Source organism: Streptomyces phaeochromogenes (assembly GCF_001418655.1).
GTDB classification, from domain to species: domain Bacteria; phylum Actinomycetota; class Actinomycetes; order Streptomycetales; family Streptomycetaceae; genus Streptomyces; species Streptomyces phaeochromogenes.
Window position 1 is genome coordinate 1 of the sequence record NZ_LIQZ01000003.1, and the last position, 24,633, is coordinate 24,633.

Here is a 24,633-nt window from a genome sequence, read left to right on the forward strand (position 1 = left end):
CGACGGCGCCGTCGGCTCCCGGCGGGCACGCGTCCCACCTCTACGGCTACGGCGATGGCGTCGGACGGTTCCCCCAGGTGCTGCGCGTCGAGCGGCTGCGCCGACAGCAGCAGCGGGCTCGGACCCTCCTCGCCCTCGGCCGGTGCCAACCAGTACAGCCGGTACGTCGCGGGAGGCGGAAGCGGCGCTGCGCCGTCATGCACTTCGATCCGCACCGCGCCCGCACGCACCTCCGGATCGGCACCCGGTACCTCGACGATCCGCCCCACCGCACTGATGATCCGGGCCGGTGCCCCGGTCATCAGCGGCTGCTGCGCCGGGACCAGACGCCCGGCGGCGTTGGCCGCCACGGTCTCCTCATCCGTCCACGAACACGCCGTCGGCTGCGTCGTCACCGTCCGCCTCCCTCCGGAATGCCCCTCTCCCATTTCCTCATCGGCGTACCCGCCTCAAGGTCGCGAAGAGGGCGTCCTGGCCCACTGCTCCCAGGATTTGGGGGCATGCCTGGTGATCCTCGTACGTCGATGCCGAGCGGCCGACCTGCTGATGTTCATGATGTTGGCCAGACGTTCGAGGCTTCCGTCGGCCGCGGTGCAGGCTCGGATCAGACCGTCGCGAATGCCTTGGAAGCGGGTTGGGAGCCGGTCGAGTCCGCGCAGGGCCGCGAGCCAATCACCGGGAGTCGGGGGCGGTGTGCCGGGGTCACGGGAGTTGCGGCCAGTGCGGAGCATGCCCATGGCCCACAGATAGCTGTCGAAGACCTCGGCCATGAGCGTGGCATCCGTGCCCATGGCCTCAGCCTCCAGGGCAGTCAGGGTGATGGTGATCTCCAAACCACCGCGCTGGTCCTCGCCGGATCGGCAGGAAATAGTCATCAGCTCCCCCAGGGCAATACCAGAATGTCGCGCCGTAGAAGTCGATCAGCTCGTCGAACCCCAGGCGCCGGTCAACGCCCTTTGCGCGAGCTTCACTTCGATCGGCGCGTCCGCCATCCCTTCATGGTCGCAGTGAAGTTGAGATCGGAACAGGGGAGCATTTGGTCTCGCCGGCGGATTCCTCAAGGCCAATTCCAGGGACCCTGAAGGTGGTTCTCACTCTCGGAGCAGAGTTCAGCCGACGGCAGCGCCGAACCACCTGGGCAACTGGCTGTGCAGCCCCTGCTGATCGTCACCGGCCCACGCCACGTGGCCGTCCGGTCGGAGCAGCACCGCGGGCACGTCCAGTTCCTCGCTGACGTCGACGACGTGGTCGACCCGGTCCGCCCATCCCGCCACCGAAAGCCGACCGGTCTGGTCGAGCAGCAGGCCGCGACCACCGTGCATCAACTCGTAGAGGCGCCCCCGCTTCAGCACCACGTCCCGCATCCGTCGGCCGAGCAGTTCATGCCCCTCGCCGAAGTCGTAGTGGACGCCGATCGCGATGACCTTCTCGATCAAGTACCGGTTCACCTCCTCGAAGTCCATCAGTTCCGACATCAGCCGGCGCACCGAAAGGGGGCCCGGCTCGGGGGTCATCAGCACCGTCTGCGCGCGCGTGTTGTCCAGTACGTCGGCGGCGACCGGGTGCCGTTCGGTGTGGTAGCTGTCCAACAGCCCTTCCGGCGCCCAGCCGTTGACCTCCGCGGCCAGTTTCCAGCCGAGGTTGAACGCGTCCTGGATGCCGAGGTTGAGGCCCTGCCCGCCCAGCGGCGGGTGGATGTGCGCCGCGTCGCCGGCCAGCAGCACCCGGCCGGTCCGGTAGCGCTCGGCCTGCCGGGTCCCGTCGCCGAAGCGGGAGAGCCAACGCGGTGAGTGCACGCCGAAGTCGGTGCCAGCGAACGCCCGCAACTGCTGCTTCACCTCCTCAAGCGTCGGCGGGACCGAGCGGTCCTCGGCCAACCCTTCCGCGGGCACGACGACGCGGTACAACGACCCGCCTCCGTACGGCCCGACGCCGAACCGAAGGTGGGTCTTGCGGACTTCGGTTACCACTGCGGCCACCGTCTCCTGCGACGCGGTCACCTCCATCTCGCCCAGCAGCGTCTCGGCCCTGGCGGGCTCGCCGGGGAAGCCCACGCCGAGCAGCTTGCGGACCGTGCTGCGGCCTCCGTCGCAGCCGACGAGCCAGCGCGAACGCAACTGCGTGCCGTCGGCCAACTCGGCGGTGACCCCCTGGTCGTCCTGGCTCAGCCCGACCAGTTCGCAGCCGCGCCGGACATCGACGCCGAGTTCGGTGGCGTGCTCGGTCAGCAGGCGGTCGGTGACGGGCTGCGGGATGCCGAGAACGTACGGATGTGCGGTGTCCAGCCTGTCCGGCGACGGCTTGGTGATACCTGCGAAGAAGCCGCCGACCGGGTACTGCTTCCCCAGCGCGAGGAACCTCTCCAGCAGACCGCGCTGGTCCATCACCTCGACGCTGCGCGCGTGCAGACCGAGCGCGCGGACGACCTTCGTGGGCTCCGTCTCCATCTCCAGCACGACCGCGTGCACGCCGTGCAGCCGCAACTCGCCGGCCAGCATCAATCCGGTCGGTCCGCCGCCGACGACGATCACGTCAATCATCAGTTCCCCCTCATTCGACAAGGCCCGTTCGGCCAGTTGCCCCGCGCGGTCCGGCAGTTCGCACACCCGCGCCTCCGCGCCGTTTGCCTGCCGCCGCACCGCGAGTTCTGCCGCAGGCCGGAGATTCTGCAGCACGACCCGGGTCTTGCCGCAAGGCCCCGGGTGCGCTATAGGTTGATAGTGGCGAGGAGAAGGCAATCTCCTCGCCTTTGTTGTGTGTCGGTTGTCGTGTATCGGTGGCGCCCCCGGAATGGGATACGACTCCATGGGGCAAGGCCCCACCATGAATTCCCGAAGAAGTATTCGACTCGCATTGGTCGCCCTGCTCACTCTGGTCGCCGCCGCGCTGGCACCCGGCGCGATCACCGGTGCGGGAGCCGCCGCCACCGCCTACACCGATCCGCTGGAGACGATCGGCGCGAGTGAGCGGGCGGGGTACGGGCTCCGCTGGAACGCGGTCACCCCGGAGACGACCGCGAACCTCGACTCGAAGCTCAACAACGTAGGTGTCACCGAGGTGTTGGAGAGCGCCAACCACCCGGCACGCTCCTGCAACGCCGCCGAGCGGGGCACCCTGCCGACCGCTCCCACCGCGAGCGCCAGCTTCTGCTGGGACACCGGCGACGCGACGACCCCGGACTGGCACCCCCAGTCGATCACCAGCTCGGGCGACGCCGACGACGACGGCGCCTGGGGTACCAACAGGCTGATCCTGGCCGGGTGGAGCTACGTCGGCACCGGAACCGGCGACGCCCGCTACAACACCGTCCGCGTCGCCTTCATCGACTACAACAACCCCGCGGCCCCCAAGTACCGCTGGGTGCTCCTGGTGACTCCCACCAGCGGCGGCGAGAACTTCGCGCGGGTCGCCGCGCATGCGGGAGGCATGGCCTGGTACGGGGACAAGCTGTTCGTCTCCGGCCAGCAGGGCCACACGAACGCGATCTACGTCTTCAGCATGCAGCACATCCTGCAGGCCTCGGTGAACAGCTACGCGATCGGCAAGGTCGACGGTGGCTACTCCGCCTGGGGCTACCAGTACGTCATGCCCGCCATCGGCTCATACTCGTACGACGCGGGAGCCTGCACGGGCAACGTCAACACGGCCGTGCCCTGCGTCGGTTCGCTCTCGCTCGACCGCAGCAGCGTGCCCGACAGCCTGGTCACCACCGAGTACCTCAACAACGGAACCAAGGGCCGCATGCTGCGCTACAACTTCGGCAGCGACTACCTGCTCAACAGCAGCAGCGCCTCCGGCTCCTTCGTCCCCGCCGTCCAGGGCTACCGGAGCGGCGTAGGGAACATGCAGGGGGTCCTCGCCCACAACAACGTCTGGTACGTCGCACACGCCTCGGCCTCGTCCGGCGTACACGGACACCTCTGGGGACAGACCACGACCCGCAGCGTCGCCACCTGCGGGGGCACCTACCAGTGCTGGGCCGAGCATCCGGAGTCCCTGACGTACTGGCAGAGCACGGGACAGGTCTGGTCCCTGACCGAATGGGAGAACCTGCGCACAGTGTTCGCCGTGCCCCTGTCCACGCTCCCCTCCTGAAGCGTGATGCGGGGTCGGGGCGGCGTCACACCACGCTGACGGGGTGCCGAACCACCGCGTCGAAGAGGTACCCCTGTGTGTTCGGCACGGCGGTGTCCGGCTGAGTGCGGCCGGCCGTGTCGGTGGCGCGGGCGAGCAGGTGGGTGGCGCCGGGTGCGTCGGGCCTCCAGTTGAGTGACCAGCGGGACCAGGTACCGGCGCCGGGCCGGTCGTGGAGGCGGGCCGGCCGCCAGCTCACCCCGGCGTCGGTGCTGACATCGACCCGCTCGATGCCGCCCGCGCCCGACCACGACCGCCCGTGCAGTACGTGCCTCCGTCCCGCCGTGAACGTGGCACCGCTCGCCAGCTCGAACGCGCTCTTCGTGACCTGGCGGGTGATGGGCGCGCTGCCGCCCTCCGGGTGGGCGGGGCCGAACAGCCGGTAGAAGGTGGTGTTCCACGGCGAGAAGAGCGGCTGCGCGGACACCTCGATGTCACCGACCCATTTGATCGACGCGATCCCGACCCAGGAGGGCACCAACACCCGTACCGGATATCCGTGATCGTTGGGAAGCCGCTCACCGTTCATCTCGTACGCGAGCAGTACGTCGTCCAGCGCCTTCGCCAGCGGCAGCGGACGGCGCACCCTGCCCAGGTTCTCGCCCCCGCTGAAGTACTCGGCGTCGAGGCCGCGCGGTTGCACGTCCACGGCGTACGGGGACAGCCCGGCCCTGCGCAGCACGTCGGCGAGGCGCACGCCGCGCCAGCGCGCCACGCCGATCGCGCCCAGGGTCCAGGCGGTCCCGGTGACCGTCTCGCCCTGCTGGGTCGTGTAGTAGGAGCGTCCGTTTCCGGCGCACTCGACGAACGCGGTACGGGTGACCGCAGGCAGAGCTCTCAGATCGTCGTACCCGAACTCCACCGCCCGGTCCTCGCCGGGGGCTCCGCGCAGTCCGCTCCCCCACAGCCGCAGCCGCCATTCGTCGGCCTGGAGGACGGGGGTGGCGGTGTGGTTGCGTACGAAGAACCGCTCGTTGGGGGTGTGGAGGCCGGTCCCGCGCAGCGCCTCCCAGCGGGTCTCGGCGTTGGTGCCGCGTTCGATGAACCACTCGGGCGGCAGTGTTTTGACGATCGGCCGGTCGGCGGCGTGGGCGGAGGGCGTGGCACCCAGCGCCGTCCCTGCGGCGGTGGCGGCGAGCAGGGTGAGCAGTCGGCGGCGGGTGACCCCGTCCGCCCTGGCTTCGCCGGCGAGCCACTGGCGCAGCCTGCGGCGGTCGTAGGCGGATTCGTCGTGGTGGCCGGCGGGGGCGGCAGAAGGCATGGCGAGTCCTCGTCAAAAGGGGTGGACAGCACGGAAGGAGGTCAGGCACGGGCCGGGGCGAGCACCCGGCGGCCGGAATTCCGAGCACAACAGGATTGCCCGGCAGGGCTGTTGGCGGGAGGCGCGAAAGGGCGCGTGGTCAGCCGGTCGTCCGACACAGTGCCGCGGCCACCCGGACGAGGTCCACGGCGCGGCGGCGAGTCAGAGGTTCCGGCGACGGCATGGCGGGATGCAAGCACGTGGCTCGCCAGGGTGTCAATGGAGCCTTCATGTCAGGGAGTTGGCTTGGCGCGGCACCCCCAGTGCTCCTGTCCACGCGGACGCACCGGCGGGACGGCGGAGACGCGCGGTACGCCCGAAGGCGGGAGCCGCCGTCGAAGAGCGTCCGGACGGCCGCGACAGGCTTGCCCTTGACGCGCGCGTCAAGGGTTAGCGTCTGCGCGCCGACCGCCAGGCCCGGGCAGGTCCGACTGTCACCCGCGCCCACCTACGCACCTATCCAGGAGTCCCGACATGGCCACTGTCCTGCCTGCGACGACGCGCGAGATCCTGCTGACCGACAACCCTGTTGGGCTGCCCGGGCCTGAGCACTTCGCGGTCGTGGAGAAGCCGCTCTCCGCCCCCGGCCCGGGTCAAGTCCTCGTCCGGAACCGGTACTTCCTCGTGTTCCCGGGGCTGCGCACCCTGATCGGCGGCCAGGCCGACGGCGTACCACTGCCGCGTATCCACGTCGGCGGCACGCTCTTCGGTCCCGCTGTCGGCGAGGTCGTCGCGGCCTCTGCAGGCAGTTCGTTTCGGCCGGGCGACGCGGTGACCCATCTGCTCGGATGGCGCGAGCACGCGCTGCTGGCGGAGGGCGACTGCGCTCCGCTGGGCGACGCCCTGCCCGACCCAGTGGCCCATCTGTCATCCGGGGCAGCCGCCTACGGAGCACTGACCCGGCTCGCCGAAGTCCGCGCCGGAGACACGGTGTTCGTCACCGGGGCGGCCGGCGGCGTGGGGTCGCTGGCGGGCGCTCTGGCGCGCCTGCTGGGGGCCACGAGGGTCATCGGCAGCACCCGTTCGCCGGACAAGGCCGAGCGACTGCTGGCCGAACTGGGCTACGACGTGGTGCTGGTGCCGGGATCCCAGTCGCTGGCCGCGCAGTTGGCCGCGGCTGCGCCGGAGGGCATCGACGTGCTGCTGGACACCGTCGGCGGTGAGCAGCTCACCGCGGCGGTCCGCGCCGCTCGCCGCGGTGCCCGCTTCGCGCTCGTCGGCGCTCTGGCCGGACAGCTGTCGCCGCACGGGGACGGTGGCAGTGCGCCGGCAGAGATCGACACGTTCCGGCTCGTCAACCAGAGCGTCTCGCTCCGCGGCTACAGCGGTATGGATCATCCCGAGGTGAACGAGGAATGGACCAAGCGATTCGGGCAGTGGCTGCGCTCCGGCGAGATCACCTTCCCGCACGTGCGGGTCCCGGGCATGGATCGGGCGCCAAGTGCGTTGCGGGAACTGTTCGAGGGGCGGCACTTCGGGACCGTCGTCGTGGAGTTGCCGTCACGGTGACGCTACGGTGCACGGGCACGGCGGATGCGTGAGGAAGTCCGAGGCGGGGGCGGGATGCGGATCGGGGATGCGGCAGCGGCGGCGGGGACCACGCCCCGGGCGCTGCGGTTCTACGAGGCACGCGGCGTGCTGCCACCGCCGCCGCGTACGGCCTCCGGACAGCGTGAGTACGGACCGGACGATGTGGCCAGAGCCCGCGTCGTCCGCGAGCTGCTGGCGCTCGGGCTCACCGTCGAGGATCTGAGCGGTGTCGCCGACCGGATCGACGTGCTGGTCAAGAATCCCCAACGGCGCTGCGGGCCCCCCGACTCCGGCGTCCCCGGCTCCAGGGTCGCCGACCGCAGACTGGCAGCCCTCGACGCGGAGATCGACCGCCTGACCCGCCTGCGCGACCGTCTGGCACAGCACGTGGACGATGGGTCCGGCACTTCTCCCTCATCACCCGCGGCGGCCTTCTCGGCTGAGGCCCACTAGGCAATGCCTAGGCCGCGTCGGCCACCTGCCCGATGCCCGTCGCCCGTTGCCTGGTGCCTGGTGCCTGGTGCCTGGTGCCCGGTGAGTACACGCCGGTTAGTTCGGCACGAAGAGGCTCAGTCGGAAGGTGGTCGGCTGCACCGTGCGTCCGCAGAACGTGTCGACCCGCACCGCCGACCAGTCGATCTGTGTGTCCGACGCTCGGAGCCGACTGATGTGATCGCGCCATTCCGACCCGTCCTGGGTCTCGAAGAGCACCTCCCAGCGGCCCATGTCAGGCGCGAAGCGAGCAGCTGTCCGCTGTGCCCGGTCCCGCTGCTGACGCTTCCTCTTCCGCTGCCCTGGCATCGGCCCAGCATCGCCGGGCTGCAGCATCACAGCAAGGCGATTACCTACTGCTCGATGAGCACGGCGTTCATCATGTGCCCTCTGCCAGACAATTCCTCGTAGGACTCCGTGGCAGACATCCTCGGAGTGTTGCCGGAGGCGCGGACTCAGTTGCCGACGCCAAGGCCGGCCATGAACGCGGACGGGTAGCGGTCGCCGCGCGCCGCACCCGGCGGCACCGCATTCTCGATGTCGGCGAGGTCCTCCGCGGTGAGGTTCAGCTCCATCGCGGGCAGCGCCTCGGCCAGCCGCTCGCGGGTACGGGCGCCGACCAGCGGCACGATGTCCTCGCCCTGTGCGGCCACCCAGGCGATGGCCAGTTGGGCGACCGTGCACCCCTTCGCGTCGGCGACCATGCGCAGTGCCTCCACGAGGGCGAGGTTGTGTTCCACGTTCCCGGTCGAGAATCGCGGGCTGAAGCCGCGGCCGTCGCCGGGGCCGGCCGTGCGGCCGGCGGACCAGTGCCCGGAGATGAGGCCACGGCTGAGGACTCCGTACGCGGTCAGGCCGATGCCCAGCTCCCGCAACGTAGGCAGAACGTCCGCCTCCACCGCACGGGACAGGAGGGAGTACTCGATCTGAAGGTCGGCGACCGGCTGCACGGCATGCGCGCGGCGGATCGTCTCCGCGTCGACCTCCGAGAGGCCGAGGTTCCGGACGTACCCGGCCTCGATCATCTCCTTGATCGCGCCCACCGTCTCCTCGATCGGGACCGCCGGATCAAGCCGGGCGGGACGGTAGATGTCGATGTGGTCGGTCCCCAACCGGGTCAGCGAGTAGGCCAGGAAGTTCTTCACCGCCTCCGGCCTGCCGTCCTGTCCGCTGAACTCGCGGCCCGGCCCGCGCAGCTGGCCGAACTTCACGCTCAACCGGTAGCTGTCCCGGTCCCGGCCGCGCAGCGCCTCGGCGAGCAGCAGCTCGTTGTGGCCCATCGCGTAGAAGTCACCGGTGTCGATCAGCGTGACGCCGGTGTCCAGCGCGGCATGCACGGTGGCGATGCTCTCCGCGCGGTCGGCCGCTCCGTAGGCGCCCGACATGCCCATCGCGCCCAGGCCCAGGGCGGAAACGGTGGGGCCGGTGGTGCCCAGGGTTCGTGTCTGCATCGTGTTCTCCTTCGTCGTCGGTCTGCCGTCCACCTTGCGGCGGCGCCGCGACGTACGGGAGCGGAGCGTTCATCCTGGGAGAGCCGCTCCCTGGCTCGGCCCGCCCGCCGCGAGAGACCATGGGGCCATGGAACGTGACCAGCTCGCCGACTTCCTGCGCCGCCGCCGCGAGGCGATGCGCCCGGCCGAGGTCGGTATCGCCGACGGTCCCCGCCGCCGAACCACCGGACTGCGCAGGGAAGAGGTGGCCGCGCTCGCAGGCATGTCGGTGGACTACGTCGTACGCCTCGAACAGGGCCGCAGCAGTCAGCCATCAGTCCAGTTGCTCGGCGCGCTGGCCCGGGCGTTGCGCCTCTCCGACGACGAGCGCGACCACCTGTTTCACTTGGCCGGCCATCGGCCCCCACCCGCCGATGGGGTGGCTCGTCTGGCCCGCGCGGGGCTGATCCGCATGCTCGACCTGCTCGGCGACACCCCGGCCCTGGTGCTGTCCGACCTGGGTGAGGCCCTCGCCCAGAACCGGGCCGCCCTGCTGCTCATGGGCGACCACACCGGCCTGTCCGGCGACCGCCGCTACGTCGCATACCGCTGGTTCACCGACCCCGCGGTCCGCGCCATCACCCCGCCCGAGGAGCGAGAACGCCACGGCCGCCGGCTCGTGGCCGATCTGCGCGCGGCAGCCGGCCGCCGGTCCGGCGACTCCACGGTCTCCGGACTCGTCGACCGGTTGCAGGCCGCGAGCGCCGACTTCCGCCGGCTGTGGGCAGAGCACGAGGTGGCGGTCCGTCGCTCCGACCGCAAGACCCTGCTGCATCCGCGGGTCGGCCGCCTGCTGATGGACTGCGAAACCCTGGTCACCCCCGACCAGGGCCAGCAGCTGCTGGTGCTCACCCCGGCGGACGCCGAGACCCGCGAGCGGCTGGAGCTGCTGCGGGTCATCGGGATCGAGGAATTCCCCACGGGGGCAACGGGCCCGACGGCACGGTGAAGCGGCCGATCCTGCCGATCCTGCCGACATGCCACTCGCCGAGCTCGTTCGCCTGGCGATGATCGGCTGTCGCATCGAGCACGGCTACCGGAACTCCAACCTGGCCTGGGCCGGGACCACTTCGAAGGCCGGTAATGGCCGAGGGCCTGGACGCGGTGCCGCGCGGTTACGCCATGCAGACCTGTGGAGTGATCCTGTCGAACGCGTCGCCGCTGGACCGGCTTTCACTCCGGGTCGGCGACGAGGACCTCCGCGCCGGCGGCCTGCAGCGTGTCGAGCTGTGACGCCGAAATGCCGGCGTCGACGATGACGAGGTCGAACGCGGTGACAGGTGCGAGCTGGTAGAGGCCGCGGCGTTGGAACTTGGTGTGGTCGACCAGCAGGATCTTGCGGTCGCAGGCTTCCATCAGGGCTCGTTTCACTCCCACGGTCTCTTGGGACTGGTGGTAGCAGTGGCCGCGGGTGATGGCGGTCGTCGAGGCGAACAGCGTGTCGGCACGCAGGCTGTTGACCGCGTCGATGGTCCGGATGCCGAGGAATGCGTCGTAGGCCGGGTAGTACGCGCCGCCGAGTGAGATGAGCTCGATCCCCGGACTGCCGGCGAGAACCTGGATCACGGGTACGAAGTTGGTGATGACCGTCAGCGGTGCGCGTTGCGAGAGCAGTCCCGCGAGCGCGAGGGCGGTGGTGCTGTCGTCGACGATGAGGGATTGCCCGGGCTTGACGAGGGGAAGTGCCGCACGGGCGAGTGCGCTCTTCGCCTCCGCCATGGACTGGGTGCGATGCCGGATGTCGCCGTGGAACGCCGTCGACGGTTGTGCGGTGGCCCCGCCGCGGACCTTTCTCAGCCACCCCTTGCCTTGCAGGTAGTCGAGATCGCGACGGATGGTCATCGGTGTCACACCCAGCTCTTCGGCGAGCCGCTCGATGCGGACGAAGCCTTCGTCGACGACACGGCTCTTGATCCGCTCCCGCCTCTCCCGCGGCCCTCGCCCTCCCTCGTCGGTGGCCGGATCTTTGCCTTCCGCCATGAAGTCCCCTTGTTCCTTTTCTGTTAACAGAACACATACGGGCTGTGTCGGGCTTTCACCTTGCCCGTTGCACTCTCCCCGCCTGCAACGAGCGCGTTTCAGCCCGGTTTGTGACCCACTCTCCGAAGCAGCATGGCACACCGATGTTCAGCCATGCCAGGAGAAGGAACAGGAAGGCTGATCAAAAGATCAGACATCGGTGTTCAGTTCTCAGGATCCGTTGACACCCGAAAGCGCCAAGAGTTTCTTGTGCGTTACGTCAGAGCGGCCGACCCGGCAGCTGCACGGTCCTGGATCAAGGAGTCGAACATGAGAAGACTGGCCAGTGGTGCTCTCGCCGGCATCCTCGCCCTGGGTGCTCTCACCGCATGCGCCGAGGAACCGAGTGCCGGGAACTCCGGGACCGCGAAGGCGGACGGAAAGTCGGGCAAGGTCGCGTTCCTCATGCCCGACCTGGCCTCCACCCGCTATGAGCAGTACGACGCTCCGCTGTTCAAGAAGCGCATGGCCAAGCTGTGCCCGGACTGCGGGGTGATCTACCAGAACGCCAACAGCGACGCCTCGCTTCAGCAGCAGCAGGCGAACTCCGCGATGGCCCAGGGGGCCAAGGTGATCGTGATCGACCCGGTGGACTCCGCCGGGGCGGCCACGATCGTGCAGACGGCGCAGTCCCAGGGCGTCAAGGTGATTGCCTACGACCGGCCCATCCCGGACAAGCCCGCGGACTTCTATGTGTCGTTCGACAACGAGGCGATCGGCGAGTCCATCGCCCAGTCGCTGGTCGATCACCTCAAGGAGACCAAGGCCAAGGGGGGTGTGCTCCAGATCAACGGGTCCCCCACCGACGCCGCCGCCGGGCTGATCAAGAAGGGCGTCCACAACGCCGTCGATGACAGCGGGTTCAAACTCCTCGCCGAGTACGACACACCTGGCTGGTCACCGGAGAAGGCCCAGCAGTGGGCGAGCGGGCAGATCGCCCAGTACCGCGGCAGGATCGCCGGCGTGGTGGCGGCCAACGACGGCACCGGCGGCGGAGCGATCGCGGCGTTCAAGGCCGCGGATGTGAAGACCCCGCCGATCACCGGCAACGACGCGGAGCTGGCGGCGATCCAGCGCATCATCGCGGGAGATCAGTACAACACCATCTCCAAGCCGATCAAGATCGTTGCCGAGGCTGCCGCGGACGTCGCCCGGCAGTTGCTGAAGGGCGAGGAGCCCAAGGCGGACAAGAAGCTGTTCAACACCCCGTCGCAGTTGTTCAAGCCGACCGTCGTGACACAGAAGAACCTCAAGGAGGTCATCTTCGGCTCCGATGGAGTGCTCAGGGCGAAGGACGTGTGCACCGCTCAGTACGCCGCCGACTGCGGGCGTCTGGGCATCAAGTAGCGGTTCGGGGTCTCTGAGGAAAGAGGGTCACGATGACAGGCACCGCGGTTACCGGTGCGGGCACGGACACCGTGTTGTCGCTCTGCGGAATCTGCAAGAACTTCGGCGCGGTCGCCGCGCTGACCGACATCGAGCTCGACGTGGCGGCCGGTGAGGTGGTCGCCATCGTCGGGGACAACGGCGCCGGCAAGTCCACCCTGGTGAAGATCCTTTCCGGGGTGTACACGCCCGACGCGGGAGAAATCTTCTTTCACGGCGAGAAGGTGTCTCTGGGCTCACCGGCGCTCGCCCACGCGATGGGCATAGCCACGGTGTTCCAGGATCTGGCCCTGTGCGAGAACCTCGACGTCAAGGCGAACCTGTTCCTGGGTCAGGAACTCCGTCCCTGGATGCTGGACGACGTCGCCATGGAAAAGCGCTCCTGGGAGTTGCTGCGACAGCTGTCGGCGAAGATCCCCACACTCGGTGTCCCGGTGGCCGCGCTCTCGGGCGGCCAGCGGCAGACGGTCGCGATCGCCCGGTCACTGCTGAGCAACCCGAAGATCGTCCTGCTCGACGAGCCGACGGCCGCCCTGGGTGTCGCGCAGACGGCCGAGGTCCTCAACCTGGTCGAGCGGCTCAAGCACAACGGACTCGGCGTGGTGATGATCAGCCACAACATGGAGGACGTCCGGGCGGTCGCCGACCGCGTCGCGGTGCTGAGGCTCGGCCGCAACAACGGTGTGTACAACGCCAGGGACGTCTCCTCCCAGGAGATCGTCGCCGCGATCACCGGCGCGACCGACAACGTGGTCTCGCGGCGAGCCGCAGGCCGGCCGACTTCCCCGCAGGAAATGCAGGAAGAGAAGGAAGAGCTGTGACCATCACCGAGAACTCGGTGGCAACGCCCACCGACCTGCAGGATGAGCGTCTTGTGACGCCGCAGGGCATCACCGACAGCATCAGGGCCACGATCCGCCGCGTGCGGGGCGGAGACCTGGGCATGCTGCCTGTCGTCGGCGGCATCGTGGTGATCTGGACGATCTTCCAGATACTCAATCCGACGTTCCTGTCCAGCACCAACCTGGTGAACCTGTCCTTCGACATGGTTCCGGTGGGCGTCCTCGCGCTGGGGATCGTCTGCGTCCTGCTGGCCGGCCAGATCGACCTCTCCGTGGGATCGGTGAGCGGTGTGTCGGCCGCGATCACGGCTGTCGTCATGGTCAAGAACGAGCAGTCCATGTGGCTGGCGGTCCTCGCGGCCGTGGCCGGCGGCTGCCTGATCGGCTGGCTCTACGGCCAGGTGCTCAACCGCTTCGGTGTACCCAGCTTCGTGGTCACCCTGGGAGGGCTGCTGGCCTTCCTCGGCGTGCAACTGTGGCTGCTTCGGGGCCAGAACGCGATCAACCTGCCCTACGACTCCACCCTGGTGAAGTTCGCACAGCTGTGGTTCGTCCCCCACTGGATGGCCTACGCACTGGCCGTGGTGGCCGCGGGCGGGTTCCTGGCCACCGGGTGGGTGCGGGCCCGGACCCGCCGCCGCGCCGGGCTGTCGTCCTCGTCGCCGCAGTGGCTTGTCATGCAGTCGCTTCTGCTGCTGGCCGGACTGCTGCTCGTCGTCTACTACCTGAACCGCACCCGCGGCGTCGCCTGGATGTTCGTGTTCTTCGTCGCCCTGGTGCTGGTGACGCACTACGTGCTCAGCCGCACCAAGTTCGGACGATCCATCTACGCGGTCGGCGGCAACGCCGAGGCGTCCCGCAGGGCCGGCATCAACGTACGGCGCGTATATACCTCGGCGTTCGTCCTGTGCTCCGGACTGGCCGCGGTCGGCGGCATACTGGCCGCGTCGCGACTGGCCGCGGCGAACCAGAGCACCGGGACCGGAGACGTCAACCTCAATGCCATCGCCGCGGCGGTGATCGGCGGGACCAGTCTGTTCGGCGGCCGTGGCTCGGCCATCGCCGCCCTGCTCGGAGTCCTGGTCATCCAGTCGATCTCCAGCGGTCTCACGCTGCTGAACCTCGACTCCTCCTACCGGTTCATGATCACCGGTGCGGTCCTGCTCATCGCCGTCGGCCTGGACTCCTTCGCCCGGCGCTCGCGCCAGGCGCACGGACGGGGGTGAAGCGGATGACTGCGATCGCCATCGACGCGGGCACCACCACCATCAAGGTGGTCGGATACGCCGACGACGGGAAGGAACTGGCGGTGAGCCGCCGGCCGACCCAGGTGACGCGCCCCCGTCCCGGGTGGGCCGAGCAGGACATGGCCGAAGTCTGGGCCGCGGTTTCCGACGCCGTCCGGGAAGTCGTCGAAGCACTCCCCGACGCACCCGGCATGGTCGCCGTCACCGCACAGGGCGACGGCGCCTGGCTGGTCGACGGCCAGGGACGTCCCACCGGGCCCGCCGTGCTGTGGAACGACGGACGAGCCACCGCCCAGATCACCGCGTGGGAGCACGACGGGGTGGCGCTGGAGGCTTTCCGGATCAGCGGGTCGCGACTGTCCACCGGCATGCCCAACGCCGTACTGGCCTGGCTGCGCGAGAACGACCCCGACCGGGTGGCCCGATCGAGCCATCTGCTGACCTGCGGAGGCTGGCTTCACCTGAAGCTGACGGGCGAACCCGCCGTCGACGAGTCGGACGCGTCGGCACCGTTCATGGACATCAGGCAGCGCGACTGGTCCGACCGGCTGTTCGAGATCTACGGCCTGCAGTGGGCTCGGCGGCTCCTGCCCGAGCTGCGCGACGACGACCACCGAGTCACGACGATCAGCGCATCGGCAGCCGCCGAGACCGGCCTGCCCGCAGGGATCCCGGTGGTGCTGGCGCCGTACGACATCTGCGCCACCGCCATCGGCGCCGGCGCGGTGACCGCCGGCCAGGCGTGCTGCATCCTCGGCACCACCCTGTCCACCGAGGTCATCACGGACACGGTGGTCACCGACGAGCCCGTGGGCATCACCGTGACGCTCGGGGTCCCCGGTCGCTACCTCCGCGCCTTCCCCACCATGAGCGGCGGCGACGTCCTGGACTGGGGGGCGGGACTGCTCGGACTGACCTCTGTCACCGATCTGATGGCCCTGGCCGCGCAGGGCAGACGCGATACGGCCGGGGTGCGGTTCATCCCCTACCTCTCCCCCGCCGGAGAGCGGGCTCCCTTCTTCGACACCACGGCGCGTGGCTCCCTGTCCGGCCTGTCCCTGGAGGCCGGCCGCGAAGACATGGCCCGTGCGCTGGTGGAAGGAGTCACCATGACCATCCGCGACTGCCTGACCGCGGCCCCGGGCTCCCCGGACCGGCTGGCGCTCTGCGGCGGCGGCACCAGAAGCGACTTCTGGATGCGACTGATCGCCGATGTCACCGGCCTCCCCGTGACCATTCCCTCCTCCGCCGAGGTCGGGGCCCGCGGCGCCTGGCTGACCGGCCTGGTCGCCACCGGCCGTGAGCCGGACTTCCCGACCGCGGCAGCCCGGCACGTGGAGGTCGCCGCCACATACCAGCCCGATCTGAAGGCGTTCGACGACTTCAGCGACCAGTACGCCGACTTCTTGCGGCTGCGGGAGCTCAACCAGCCGCTGTGGACACGCGACCGCGGACAGACACGTCCGGCCCCGACCGGTGGAGACGGCGCATGACCGCCGACGAAAGCGATGCCTGGCTGGGCATCGACCTGGGGACTCAGGGCGTACGGGTGGTCGTCGCCGCGTCCGACGGCAGTCTGCTGGGCGAGGGCTCGTGCCCGCTGACCAGCCGCCGGGAGGGCGATCGCCATGAGCAGCACCCCGAGCAGTGGTGGCGCGCAGTCCTCACCGCGATCGACCGGGCACGCGCCGCGGGTGCCGACCTGCGCCGCGTCCAGGGGGTAGCCGTCGACGCGACCTCCGGCACCATCACCATGCTGGACCGCCGTGGCCTGTGTGTGACACCGGCGCTGATGTACGACGACGGGCGCGCCGCGGCGGAGGCGGAACAGGTCAACGCCGCCGGGGAGCAGCAGTGGGCCAGGGCCGGCTACCAGCGGATGCAGCGATCCTGGGCGCTGCCCAAGCTCCGCTGGCTGCTCAACCACTATCCCCGGGCCGCTCAGAACGGCTGGCGCCTGGCGCATCAGAACGACGTCGTCAACAGCAGGCTCGTCGGGCACGAGGTACCCACCGACACCAGCAACGCGCTCAAGACAGGTGCCGACGCCGCACAGGTGACGTGGCCCGAGCCCGTACTCGCCGCGTTGGAGATTCCCCGCGCGATGCTGCCCGACCTGGTACTGCCCGGCACGGTCATCGGCCAGGTCTGCGCCGAAGCCGCCGCCGAGACCGGGCTGACCGAAGGCACCGCCGTCGTCGCCGGGATGACCGACGGCTGCGCGGCGCAACTGGGCTCCGGCGCGACCGCCGTCGGCAGCTGGAACTCGGTCATGGGCACCACCCTGGTGCTCAAGGGCGTCACCAAGGACCTCCTCCGTGATCCGCACGGGGTCGTCTACTCCCACCGGTCACCCTCCGGCCACTGGCTGCCCGGCGGAGCCTCCAGCGTCGGAGCCGGCCTGGTCGCACGGGAGTTCGCGGACGCCGACCTGAACCGGCTCACCCGCGAGGCCGCGGCGCTGCTGCCCACCGACCTGTTGCGCTATCCGCTGGTCTCCCCGGGCGAACGGTTCCCCTTCGTCGCCGCGGACGCCCGCGCGTTCGGCAGCCGCGAGCCGGCCACCCGCACCGAGTCGTTCGCCGCGCTGCTGCAGGGCGCCGCATACATCGAACGGCTCTGCTTCGACTACGTGGACCTGCTCGGCGCGCCGACCGACGGTGCGGTCGCCCTCACCGGCGGGGCCACCCGCAACCCCTTGTGGAACCAGCTGCGGGCCGATGTGCTGCAACGCCCGGTGACCCTGCCGCGCAACGCGCAACCGGCGCTCGGCATGGCGGTGCTGGCCGCGTCGAGCAGTCAGCCTCTGGACAGCGTCGCCGCCTCGATGGTGCGACTCGACCGGACTCTCGAACCACGCCGTTCACAGAGAAACCCGCACGACGAGGGCTACTTCAGGTTGCTCGATCTGCTTGTCCAACGCGGCTGGCTCCCCGGCGTCGTCGCAACCCACGCACGAGAAAGGACGGCGCCTTGAGCCTCCATGTCATCTTCGTCCGACACGGGGAGACCCTGTGGCACGCCGAGAACCGGTACGCCGGCAGCACCGACGTCGCGCTCACCGAGCACGGCCACGCACAGTCACGCGCGCTCGCGGACTGGGCGGAACAGGCGGACCTGACCGCGATCTTCGCCTCCCCGCTGACGCGATCGCAGGAGACCGCACGCGACAGCGCGGTGCGCACCGGACTGCCGGTGAGCGTGGACGAACGGCTGCGCGAGCTCGACTTCGGCATCGCCGAGGGCCTCACCCGCGCGGAGATGCACCAGCGGTTCCCCGACCACCTGGCGGCCTTCAGGACCGACCCGGTGACGAACCACTTCCCCAAGGGAGAGAACCCCCTCGACGCGAGCGACCGCTATCTGGCGTTCCTCACCGACCTCCAGGCCGATCACCAAGAAGGCCGCGTCCTCGTCGTGGGCCACTCCACCGCGATCCGGCTCGCACTCTGCCGCCTGCTCGGACTGCCTCTGCGCCAGTACCGCCGGACGTTCCCGTTCCTGGCCAACTGCGCCCTCAACGAACTCGTCCTGCGTGACGGCGGGCCGTCGCTGCTGACACTGAACCGCCCCGTGACCCCAGGAGAACCCAAGTGACCACCATCCTCACCGCCGGTGACCACTTCGTCCTCAACTCCCTGCTCCTCGACCAGCTCCGGCCGGCCGCACCCACCGCGACCTTCCGCGAACTCACCCTGCCCTGGCCGGTCGAGCCCTTCGGGGAGGTGGCCGAAGTACGGGAGGCCTCCGGCACCGAGGACCAGCTGATCGAGGCCCTCAGCGGGGTGGACATCTGCGTCACCCAGATGGCTCCGCTCACCGAACGGATCCTGGAGTCCAGCCCCGGTCTGCGCCTGTTCTGCGTCAGCCGCGGCGGCCCCGTCAACGCCAACCTCGAAGCAGCCACCCGGCACGGCGTCGCGGTCTCCTTCGCCCCCGGACGCAACGCCACCGCCACCGCCGAGCACACGGTCGCCCTCATGATGGCCGCGGCCCGACGCGTCCCCGCCACCCACGCGGACCTCGCCGCGGGCACCTGGCGAGGTGACTACTACATGTTCGAAAAGGTCGGCCCGGAGCTGGCGGGCAGCACCGTCGGCATCGTGGGATACGGCGCCATCGGCTCACGGGTCGCCCGGATCCTCCGCGGATTCGGCGCACAAGTACTCGTCGCCGACCCCTTTGTCCATGCGGACGACGTGTCACCGGCCGAGGTCACCGACCTGGCGGACCTCATGCGACGCTCCACGTTCGTCACCGTCCACGCCCGCGCGACCCCGGAGACCGAGGGCTTGATCTCCCGGCGGATGATCGACCTGATGCCGGCAGGCGGCGTACTGGTCAACTGTGCTCGCGGATCACTCGTCGACTACGACGCCGTGTGCGACGCCCTGGACGCCGGAAAGCTCTTCGGCGCCGCCTTCGACGTCTTCCCCCACGAGCCGATCCCCGCCACCTCACGCCTGCTGACGACGCCCAACATCGTCATGACGCCGCACCTGGCCGGCGCCAGCAGACAGACCGCCTTCAACGCCGCCTCCATCGTGGCCTCGGAGGTAGCCGCGTTCCTGGCGGGCCGGCCACTCGCGCACTGCGCGAATCCGCAGGTTCTGGCCCAACTTCACTGAACTCCCGACGCCCGAATCCCGACTCCCGGCCCGCCGATTCCGCACGCCTTGTCCGTCGCGCTACCCCGGCTCTCGATCGACAACTTGGTAAGGTGCGCTGGCCAGTTGGACCATGTGGAGAGGGGCCGGGCGACGATGCAGGCGTCAGAGGTCTCGCGTGCGGTGGCCGCGGCCATGGCCATCGCCTCATCACTTGACCTGGCCGTCGACGACGACGCGATCGTTCTTCATGACTCCAACAAGCTCACTCTGCGTCTGCTGTCTTGTGATGTCCTGGCCCGGGTAGCACCTGTGGAGCAACAAATCGCACAGTTCGAGGTCGACGTCGCTCAGCAGCTCGGCGAATCCGGGTGCCCGGTGGCCGCCCTTGAGCCGCGAGTGGAGCCACGCGTCTATGAGCGCGACGGCTTCGTGGTCACACTGTGGACCTACTACGAACCCGTGACACCTCACGAGGTCTCACCAGCGGACTTCGCCCATGCGCTCGAGCAGCTGCACGCCGGCATGCGCAAGCTCGATGTCCCGACGCCGCACTTCCTGGATCGAGTCGAGCACGCTCAACGACTCTTGGCGAACCGCGAGCGCACTCCTGCGCTCGCCGACGCGGACCGGGAGCTGCTCAGCGATACGTTACGACGTCTGAGGCAAGCGATCGCCGAGCGCGGCGCCGCCGAGCAGCTGCTGCACGGCGAGCCGCACCCGGGCAACCTGCTCACCACGAAGAACGGGCTGCTGTTCATCGACTTCGAGACGTGTTGCCGCGGGCCCATCGAATTCGACCTCGCCCACGCGCCCGAAGAAGTCAGCGAGCACTATCCGGGCATCGACCAGGACTTGCTGCGTGAGTGCCGGATCCTCGTGCTGGCAATCATCACAACGTGGCGCTGGGACCGAGACGACCAACTCCCGAACGGGCGTCAACTGGGCGCGGAGTGGCTCAGCCAGATCCGAGCGGCGCTGGGCCGTAACGGCCTGGATCCCCATGACTGATCGCGGATCTTCGAGGTCGGGCACGGACGGCTTCTGATCATGAGGGCAGGGCCTCTCGGTGGCTCGGGGAACCCGCGACCGGGGCTGCCTCGGGTGTCGTGCTGGCCGCGCTGATGCTGATGTCTCGCGGCGCGCTGCCTCGCGTCGGTCTCTCCCGCTGGTTTTGCAGGTCAGCGGTGGTTCCGACAGGCGTGTGACGCCACGACGCGCAGCGTGGACTCATCCGGGCGCCATGTTTCGCGGCGAGGAATACAGGAACTGTCCCTTTCTCAGGGGTTGTTCCTCGACCCTGCCACGCCACAGGAGTACGCCGTGGCGTCGCTCCCAGAAGGACACGTACACGTCCTTGACGAGCCGCTCCGGTATGAACACGGTCCCCCAAGCGACGGGAACGCGCGGGCCGAGCACACTTTCGCCCGCATGAAGACCTGGAAAACCTTCCGAGACTGCCGCCTCAAAGGCGACGGCGTCCACCACGCCATGCTCGGGATCGCTTGCCCGATCACGCCCTGCCCATGGCGCCCTCACGACCCTCATAGGTTCTTGATGCGTGGTCGATGAGGTGAGGGGCGCCACCCTGACATCTGTCAGGGACACGATGTCCCTGGCGCGATCTACAGTCCGAGGCGCCGGCTCGGGGGAACTCTTGGCCGCTACGGCGGCTGGAGCAGGAGCGACGTGAACGCTCCGATCGGGTAACAGCAGTAGCCGTTGTGACGGCATGACGACGGTTCCGGCAGGCGGGCATTACGGCAAGGGGCCGATCTGTGGGAACCGTCAGCCTTTCGACCAAGGAGAAGACATGCACAGTATCCGCCGGATCTTCAGCGTGGGAACAGCCGCGCTCGTGCTCGGGGCAGGGCTCGTGGCCGGTTCTTCCGGTGCGGCTCAGGCGGCGGCATCGGACTGCACGCAAGGCAGGGCCGGATTCACCGACATCCCCGACAGTCTCAGCGGCCGGGGTGTGGCGGGGGCAGGGGCGCTGGTGGTCGACTTTCCCACCAACGTGCCGTACGCCGTCGCTTCGTACGCGATGCAGACCGGCAACGTCGGCGGCCGAGAGATGGGGTGGGGCGTCCTGAGCACCAGCTCCAGCCTTTGGGGTGCCGGTGCCTCGGGCCAGGTCTGGATGGATGTCACCAACGACAACAAACAGTCGTGGATCCAGTGCGGCCCGTTCTACGTGTCGTCGGCCGGCGCCAGGATCACGACCCCGGCCTACCCGACCAGCAACTCGGCGAGCCGAGCCTTCCGTGTCTGCGCGATGGCGGCGATCCCTGTCAGGGACACCGGCATCACCTGCACCCCCTGGTGGTAGGCCGTCGGCAGGAGGCCCGAACGTGTACGGCAACGCGGCCGACCATCCCGTTCGGGGGCGCCGGTATCCGTCGGACATGACGAATGCGGAGTGGGCGGCCGTCCGGCCGATGCTGTCTGTGCCGGCCTGGCTTCAGAAGCGGGGCGGACGGCCCGAGGGCTAACGTCACCGGCAGTTGCTGGACTCCATCCGCTATCTGGGCGCGGCCCGGATCTCGTGGCGGGCGATACCCGACAGGTGCTTCTCGAAGGGCAGCGGGCCTATGGTTTCGGGGTCGGCGGACGTGTCGAACAGCGGGGTGTAGCCGGTGGCCAGGTACAGGCCGCGGGCCTCGGGCTGGCGCGGCCCCGTGGTCAGGTAGATCCGCCCGTAGCCGCGTACGCGCGCCTCCTGTTCCAGTTCGGCGACCACGAGTCGCGCCAAGCCGCGTCGGCGGTGGGCGGAGTGGGTCCAGATCCGTTTGAGTTCCGCCGTGGTCGCGTCGTACCGGCGGAACGCGCCGCCCGCGACCGGCTCACCGCGCTCCAACACCAGGAGCAGCACCCCGCTGTACGGCCGGGTGAACTCCTCGTCGGGATAGCGGGCAAGTTCGGCGTGCGCGTCCTTGCCGTAGCGCGTCGAGTACTCGTCGCCGAGTTCGCGCAGCAGCGGTCTCACCCGCGGGTCGGACACGGCAACTTGAATGACCGTCAACTCGGCTGCGGACGACGGTGGTTGCGCGACTGATGTCATCCATTCACCGCCGCGAGGTTCTGCGCGGCCCGGGCTGCGCGCTCGATGTCGCGGTTGGCATCGCGCTCGGCGTCGCGCCTGGCGACCTCCTCGCGGACGATCGGGATCACGTACCGGCCGAAGTCGATCGCGTCGTCCAGCAGGTCGTAGCCGCGGGCGGAAAGGATGTCGACGCCGAGGTCGTAGTAGTCCAGGAGTGCTTGGGCGACCGTCTCCGGCGTGCCGACCAGGGCGTTGGAGTTGCCCGCACCCCCGGTGGCGGCAGCTGTCGGAGTCCACAGGGCACGGTCGTAGCGCTCGCCCGCCTCAGCGATCGCGATCAGCCGCTGCGAGCCGGTGTTCTGCGGCAGCGCCTGCCCGTTGTGGCGCTTGGTGATCGTCTCGCCCTTCTCCTTGCGGGCCCTGATCGCGCCGACCGTGCGATGCGCCTTCTCCCAGGCCAGTTCCTCGGTCGGGGCGATGATCGGCCGGAACGCCACCTGGATGCGGGGGACTTCGGTCCGGCCCGCGGCCTTCGCGGCGGCCTTCACGTTCTCGATCTGCTCAGCGGTCTTCGCGAGGGGCTCGCCCCAGAGGCAGTAGATGTCGGCCTCGGCGCCCCCTGCGGCGTACGCGGCGGGCGACGATCCTCCGAACGACACGTTCGGGCGCGGCTGTTGAACCGGGAAGACGTCACTGACGAAGTCGTGGAAACGGTAGTGCCCGCCCTCGTGGTCGAAGGGCTCGTGGGTGGTCCAGATCTTCTTGACGATCCCGATGTACTCGCGAGTGCGGGCATAGCGCTCGTCCTTGGTGAGGACGTCACCCTCGCGGCCCTGCTCCTGGTCATTGCCGCCGGTGATGAAATGCACGGTCAGCCGGCCGTCGCTGATCTGGTCGAGGGTGGCGAAGGTCTTCGCGGCGAAGGTCGGGTACGAGACGTTGGGCCGATGGGCGAGCAGGATCTGGAGCCGGTCCAGTCTGCTCACGATGTAGGCGGCGGCCGGCGCGGGGTCCGGCGATCCTGAGCCGTACGCGAACAGCACCCGATCCCAGCCGTGCTCCTCGTGCGCCCGGGCCAGCCGGAGCGTGTACTCCTTGTCGAAGGCGGCGCCGGACCGCGCGGTGGTCTCGGATCCGTTGTTGGTCGCGGCGATGCCGAGGAACTCCACGGGCATGGGAATGACCTTTCGTACGGGCTGGCGGAACGGGCCTTTGCACAGCGGGACATGACGGCTCGTCACGGAGTGGCTCGTCAGGCAACGGCTCGTCAGGGAACTGGTGCGGAGCTTGGAGCGAGGGAGGCGACCTGGGCAGGGTCAGCCGGCAACCGGGCGGCGGCAGCGCGCGTCAAGACCCGCAGGGCCACGTCGTTGCGCGGGTCAGCGCCTGCGAGGGTCGGTGCCCCGAAGGGGGAACTCGGTGAGCGACAGGGGCACCGAGGAGGGAAGGGCCTACGGACGGCCCACCGCCCGAGTCAGGCGCAACACGCCGCGGACCACACCCGACCGAAGTCGATGTGGTCACGCGAGACCAAGCGCGGCTGGGCGTTCATGCGGCCAATTGAGCAATACATCTCGCTCATCGTCAACCAACGCCCGCATGCCGGACCGGCTCCGGCACCCTGCCCGCCTGCCAACGAGCCGCAGCCAGCCAGCCAGCCAGCCAGCCAGCCACGGCAACGCATACCAGCCATCCCCGTCGATCATTCCCTATATTTCCTATCGATTTACTAGGGAAGTATTGACGGCGCCCTGCTGGGATGCGCAGGATGATGCACATGTGCCCCACGCAGCAACGACTCGTTCGTCGTCGGCATGTCGACTTTGGTCACGTCGTCAGTGCCGCCTGCTGTCGCGTCTAGGGCACGCGACTCGCACCCATCGCGCGTGCCGCTCCGCTTCCTTCAGGTGAACTCACCCACCGCTCCCGACAGCCCGACATCCTTCTGAAGGACGACCGCCATGACCACGGCACTTCCGGCTCAGCCCGCTCCCCTGAACTCGCCCCTCTCCGACGTGCGCCATCTTCGCCTGGTGGGCGACACCAGGCAGGGCGGCACCGGGGAACACAATGCGGCGCCGCTCGTCGGCTACCTCCTGCTCGTCCCCGAGGGCACCGACCCCGCCGAACTCTTCACCAAGGACGGGGTACGGCCGGACCTCCGGCCGGTCACCTACGACGACTCGCCTCCCGCGCCGCAGGCGGGCGGCGACAGCATCCACGTCGACACCGCGCGGCATGTCGCGGAGGCGGACGGGCGTGAACTCGACCTCACCTACCTTGAGTTCGAGCTGCTGGCCCATCTCGTTCTGCGGCCCCACCAGGTCCACTCGCGCGAGCAGCTGGTGGCCAACGTATGGGGCTACGACCACGTCGGCGACGGCCGCACCGTGGACGTCCACATCGCGCGCCTGCGCCGCAAGCTGGGCAAGGCTCACCAGCACCGGATCGTCACCGTACGACGCGTGGGCTACAAGTACGTGCCCGAGCAGCAAGTGAGCCCCGACGCCGCTCTCTGCGGCCGGCCTTGAGGAGACCAGTCC

General features: G+C 69.3%; 23 protein-coding genes. 14 read left to right on the top strand and 9 right to left on the bottom strand.

The annotated features are described in order from the left end of the window. The 3 genes from AOK17_RS00030 to rox all read right to left on the bottom strand — a co-directional run. On the bottom strand, nt 1–395 hold a 395-nt coding region (locus tag AOK17_RS00030), incomplete at its 3' end, for a hypothetical protein (protein ID WP_157881255.1). A gap of 54 nt (nt 396–449) precedes the next feature. Continuing rightward, nucleotides 450–875, bottom strand: a complete 426-nt coding sequence (locus AOK17_RS00035; RefSeq protein WP_055610132.1) for a hypothetical protein — start codon at nt 873–875, stop codon at nt 450–452. A gap of 234 nt (nt 876–1,109) precedes the next feature. Further along, the gene (rox, locus tag AOK17_RS00040; RefSeq protein ID WP_055610239.1) at nt 1,110–2,540 is read right to left on the bottom strand and encodes a rifampin monooxygenase; all 1,431 of its coding nucleotides are present in this window, start codon (nt 2,538–2,540) and stop codon (nt 1,110–1,112) included. A 283-nt stretch (nt 2,541–2,823) separates the two neighbouring features. Here rox and AOK17_RS00045 point away from each other — a divergent pair, with 283 nt between their 5' ends. Continuing rightward, entirely contained in the window at nt 2,824–4,095 is a 1,272-nt protein-coding gene (locus tag AOK17_RS00045; RefSeq protein ID WP_063997141.1) for a hypothetical protein, read from the top strand. 25 nt (nt 4,096–4,120) lie between these two features. Here the strand turns inward: AOK17_RS00045 and AOK17_RS00050 are convergent, their stop codons facing one another. After that, nucleotides 4,121–5,395: a sulfite oxidase gene (locus tag AOK17_RS00050; RefSeq protein ID WP_055610134.1), complete on the bottom strand. Its 1,275-nt coding sequence runs from the start codon at nt 5,393–5,395 to the stop codon at nt 4,121–4,123. 513 nt (nt 5,396–5,908) lie between these two features. Here AOK17_RS00050 and AOK17_RS00055 point away from each other — a divergent pair. Together AOK17_RS00055 and AOK17_RS00060 are read left to right on the top strand one after the other, a co-directional pair. Next, nucleotides 5,909–6,943 carry an MDR family NADP-dependent oxidoreductase gene (locus AOK17_RS00055; protein ID WP_055610135.1) on the top strand — a complete coding sequence of 345 codons (1,035 nt, stop codon included), beginning with the start codon at nt 5,909–5,911 and terminating at the stop codon, nt 6,941–6,943. 54 nt (nt 6,944–6,997) lie between these two features. Continuing rightward, the gene (locus AOK17_RS00060; protein ID WP_055610136.1) at nt 6,998–7,417 is read left to right on the top strand and encodes a MerR family transcriptional regulator; all 420 of its coding nucleotides are present in this window, start codon (nt 6,998–7,000) and stop codon (nt 7,415–7,417) included. A gap of 96 nt (nt 7,418–7,513) precedes the next feature. On the opposite strand, the gene AOK17_RS00065 is transcribed toward AOK17_RS00060, so the two are convergent. Further along, nucleotides 7,514–7,765 (bottom strand): hypothetical protein, encoded by a 252-nt coding sequence (locus AOK17_RS00065; protein ID WP_055610240.1) that lies wholly within the window; start codon nt 7,763–7,765, stop codon nt 7,514–7,516. Between the two features lie 146 nt (nt 7,766–7,911). Continuing rightward, nucleotides 7,912–8,907, bottom strand: a complete 996-nt coding sequence (locus AOK17_RS00070; protein ID WP_055610137.1) for an aldo/keto reductase — start codon at nt 8,905–8,907, stop codon at nt 7,912–7,914. Between the two features lie 127 nt (nt 8,908–9,034). On the opposite strand from AOK17_RS00070, the gene AOK17_RS00075 reads away from it, so the two are divergent. After that, entirely contained in the window at nt 9,035–9,895 is an 861-nt protein-coding gene (locus AOK17_RS00075) for a helix-turn-helix transcriptional regulator (RefSeq protein WP_055610138.1), read from the top strand. A 224-nt stretch (nt 9,896–10,119) separates the two neighbouring features. On the opposite strand, the gene AOK17_RS00080 is transcribed toward AOK17_RS00075, so the two are convergent. Beyond that, entirely contained in the window at nt 10,120–10,926 is an 807-nt protein-coding gene (locus AOK17_RS00080) for a DeoR/GlpR family DNA-binding transcription regulator (protein ID WP_079052702.1), read from the bottom strand. A gap of 309 nt (nt 10,927–11,235) precedes the next feature. On the opposite strand from AOK17_RS00080, the gene AOK17_RS00085 reads away from it, so the two are divergent. From AOK17_RS00085 to AOK17_RS00125, 9 genes are all read left to right on the top strand, one after another. Next, entirely contained in the window at nt 11,236–12,312 is a 1,077-nt protein-coding gene (locus AOK17_RS00085; protein ID WP_055610139.1) for an ABC transporter substrate-binding protein, read from the top strand. Between the two features lie 32 nt (nt 12,313–12,344). Further along, nucleotides 12,345–13,172: an ATP-binding cassette domain-containing protein gene (locus AOK17_RS00090; protein WP_055610140.1), complete on the top strand. Its 828-nt coding sequence runs from the start codon at nt 12,345–12,347 to the stop codon at nt 13,170–13,172. A 122-nt stretch (nt 13,173–13,294) separates the two neighbouring features. Next, a complete protein-coding gene (locus AOK17_RS00095; RefSeq protein ID WP_245696962.1) occupies nt 13,295–14,419 on the top strand; it encodes a sugar ABC transporter permease in 1,125 nt (374 codons plus the stop codon). A 5-nt stretch (nt 14,420–14,424) separates the two neighbouring features. Further along, nucleotides 14,425–15,933 (top strand): FGGY-family carbohydrate kinase, encoded by a 1,509-nt coding sequence (locus tag AOK17_RS00100; protein ID WP_055610242.1) that lies wholly within the window; start codon nt 14,425–14,427, stop codon nt 15,931–15,933. After that, nucleotides 15,930–17,417, top strand: coding sequence for an FGGY-family carbohydrate kinase (locus tag AOK17_RS00105; RefSeq protein ID WP_055610142.1), 1,488 nt, complete (start codon nt 15,930–15,932; stop codon nt 17,415–17,417). Before AOK17_RS00100 ends, AOK17_RS00105 begins: the two co-directional genes overlap by 4 nt. Then, nucleotides 17,414–18,037: a histidine phosphatase family protein gene (locus tag AOK17_RS00110; protein WP_055610143.1), complete on the top strand. Its 624-nt coding sequence runs from the start codon at nt 17,414–17,416 to the stop codon at nt 18,035–18,037. The genes AOK17_RS00105 and AOK17_RS00110 overlap by 4 nt, the downstream gene beginning before the upstream one ends. Further along, nucleotides 18,034–19,068 carry a 2-hydroxyacid dehydrogenase gene (locus AOK17_RS00115; RefSeq protein WP_055610144.1) on the top strand — a complete coding sequence of 345 codons (1,035 nt, stop codon included), beginning with the start codon at nt 18,034–18,036 and terminating at the stop codon, nt 19,066–19,068. The genes AOK17_RS00110 and AOK17_RS00115 overlap by 4 nt, the downstream gene beginning before the upstream one ends. A gap of 135 nt (nt 19,069–19,203) precedes the next feature. Then, nucleotides 19,204–20,058, top strand: coding sequence for a phosphotransferase enzyme family protein (locus AOK17_RS00120; protein ID WP_055610145.1), 855 nt, complete (start codon nt 19,204–19,206; stop codon nt 20,056–20,058). Between the two features lie 802 nt (nt 20,059–20,860). Further along, complete coding sequence (locus tag AOK17_RS00125; RefSeq protein ID WP_055610146.1) at nt 20,861–21,376, top strand: hypothetical protein; 516 nt, start codon at nt 20,861–20,863, stop codon at nt 21,374–21,376. A 192-nt stretch (nt 21,377–21,568) separates the two neighbouring features. On the opposite strand, the gene AOK17_RS00135 is transcribed toward AOK17_RS00125, so the two are convergent. Both AOK17_RS00135 and AOK17_RS00140 read right to left on the bottom strand, forming a co-directional pair. Continuing rightward, nucleotides 21,569–22,108 (bottom strand): GNAT family N-acetyltransferase, encoded by a 540-nt coding sequence (locus tag AOK17_RS00135; protein ID WP_055610147.1) that lies wholly within the window; start codon nt 22,106–22,108, stop codon nt 21,569–21,571. Further along, the gene (locus AOK17_RS00140) at nt 22,105–23,265 is read right to left on the bottom strand and encodes an LLM class flavin-dependent oxidoreductase (protein ID WP_055610148.1); all 1,161 of its coding nucleotides are present in this window, start codon (nt 23,263–23,265) and stop codon (nt 22,105–22,107) included. The genes AOK17_RS00135 and AOK17_RS00140 overlap by 4 nt, the downstream gene beginning before the upstream one ends. A gap of 786 nt (nt 23,266–24,051) precedes the next feature. On the opposite strand from AOK17_RS00140, the gene AOK17_RS00145 reads away from it, so the two are divergent. Continuing rightward, the gene (locus AOK17_RS00145; RefSeq protein ID WP_055610149.1) at nt 24,052–24,621 is read left to right on the top strand and encodes a winged helix-turn-helix domain-containing protein; all 570 of its coding nucleotides are present in this window, start codon (nt 24,052–24,054) and stop codon (nt 24,619–24,621) included. The last annotated feature ends 12 nt before the right edge of the window (nt 24,622–24,633 follow it).

Excerpts from the sequence above, each read along its gene's own strand:
- AOK17_RS00035 (WP_055610132.1), bottom strand. The coding sequence starts at position 875 with ATGACTATTTCCTGCCGATCCGGCGAGGACCAGCGCGGTGGTTTGGAG.
- rox (WP_055610239.1), bottom strand. The coding sequence starts at position 2,540 with ATGATTGACGTGATCGTCGTCGGCGGCGGACCGACCGGATTGATGCTG.
- AOK17_RS00045 (WP_063997141.1), top strand. The coding sequence starts at position 2,824 with ATGAATTCCCGAAGAAGTATTCGACTCGCATTGGTCGCCCTGCTCACT.
- AOK17_RS00050 (WP_055610134.1), bottom strand. The coding sequence starts at position 5,395 with ATGCCTTCTGCCGCCCCCGCCGGCCACCACGACGAATCCGCCTACGAC.
- AOK17_RS00055 (WP_055610135.1), top strand. The coding sequence starts at position 5,909 with ATGGCCACTGTCCTGCCTGCGACGACGCGCGAGATCCTGCTGACCGAC.
- AOK17_RS00060 (WP_055610136.1), top strand. The coding sequence starts at position 6,998 with ATGCGGATCGGGGATGCGGCAGCGGCGGCGGGGACCACGCCCCGGGCG.
- AOK17_RS00065 (WP_055610240.1), bottom strand. The coding sequence starts at position 7,765 with ATGCCAGGGCAGCGGAAGAGGAAGCGTCAGCAGCGGGACCGGGCACAG.
- AOK17_RS00070 (WP_055610137.1), bottom strand. The coding sequence starts at position 8,907 with ATGCAGACACGAACCCTGGGCACCACCGGCCCCACCGTTTCCGCCCTG.
- AOK17_RS00075 (WP_055610138.1), top strand. The coding sequence starts at position 9,035 with ATGGAACGTGACCAGCTCGCCGACTTCCTGCGCCGCCGCCGCGAGGCG.
- AOK17_RS00080 (WP_079052702.1), bottom strand. The coding sequence starts at position 10,926 with ATGGCGGAAGGCAAAGATCCGGCCACCGACGAGGGAGGGCGAGGGCCG.
- AOK17_RS00085 (WP_055610139.1), top strand. The coding sequence starts at position 11,236 with ATGAGAAGACTGGCCAGTGGTGCTCTCGCCGGCATCCTCGCCCTGGGT.
- AOK17_RS00090 (WP_055610140.1), top strand. The coding sequence starts at position 12,345 with ATGACAGGCACCGCGGTTACCGGTGCGGGCACGGACACCGTGTTGTCG.
- AOK17_RS00095 (WP_245696962.1), top strand. The coding sequence starts at position 13,295 with ATGCTGCCTGTCGTCGGCGGCATCGTGGTGATCTGGACGATCTTCCAG.
- AOK17_RS00100 (WP_055610242.1), top strand. The coding sequence starts at position 14,425 with ATGACTGCGATCGCCATCGACGCGGGCACCACCACCATCAAGGTGGTC.
- AOK17_RS00105 (WP_055610142.1), top strand. The coding sequence starts at position 15,930 with ATGACCGCCGACGAAAGCGATGCCTGGCTGGGCATCGACCTGGGGACT.
- AOK17_RS00120 (WP_055610145.1), top strand. The coding sequence starts at position 19,204 with ATGCAGGCGTCAGAGGTCTCGCGTGCGGTGGCCGCGGCCATGGCCATC.
- AOK17_RS00125 (WP_055610146.1), top strand. The coding sequence starts at position 20,861 with ATGCACAGTATCCGCCGGATCTTCAGCGTGGGAACAGCCGCGCTCGTG.
- AOK17_RS00135 (WP_055610147.1), bottom strand. The coding sequence starts at position 22,108 with ATGACATCAGTCGCGCAACCACCGTCGTCCGCAGCCGAGTTGACGGTC.
- AOK17_RS00140 (WP_055610148.1), bottom strand. The coding sequence starts at position 23,265 with ATGCCCGTGGAGTTCCTCGGCATCGCCGCGACCAACAACGGATCCGAG.
- AOK17_RS00145 (WP_055610149.1), top strand. The coding sequence starts at position 24,052 with ATGACCACGGCACTTCCGGCTCAGCCCGCTCCCCTGAACTCGCCCCTC.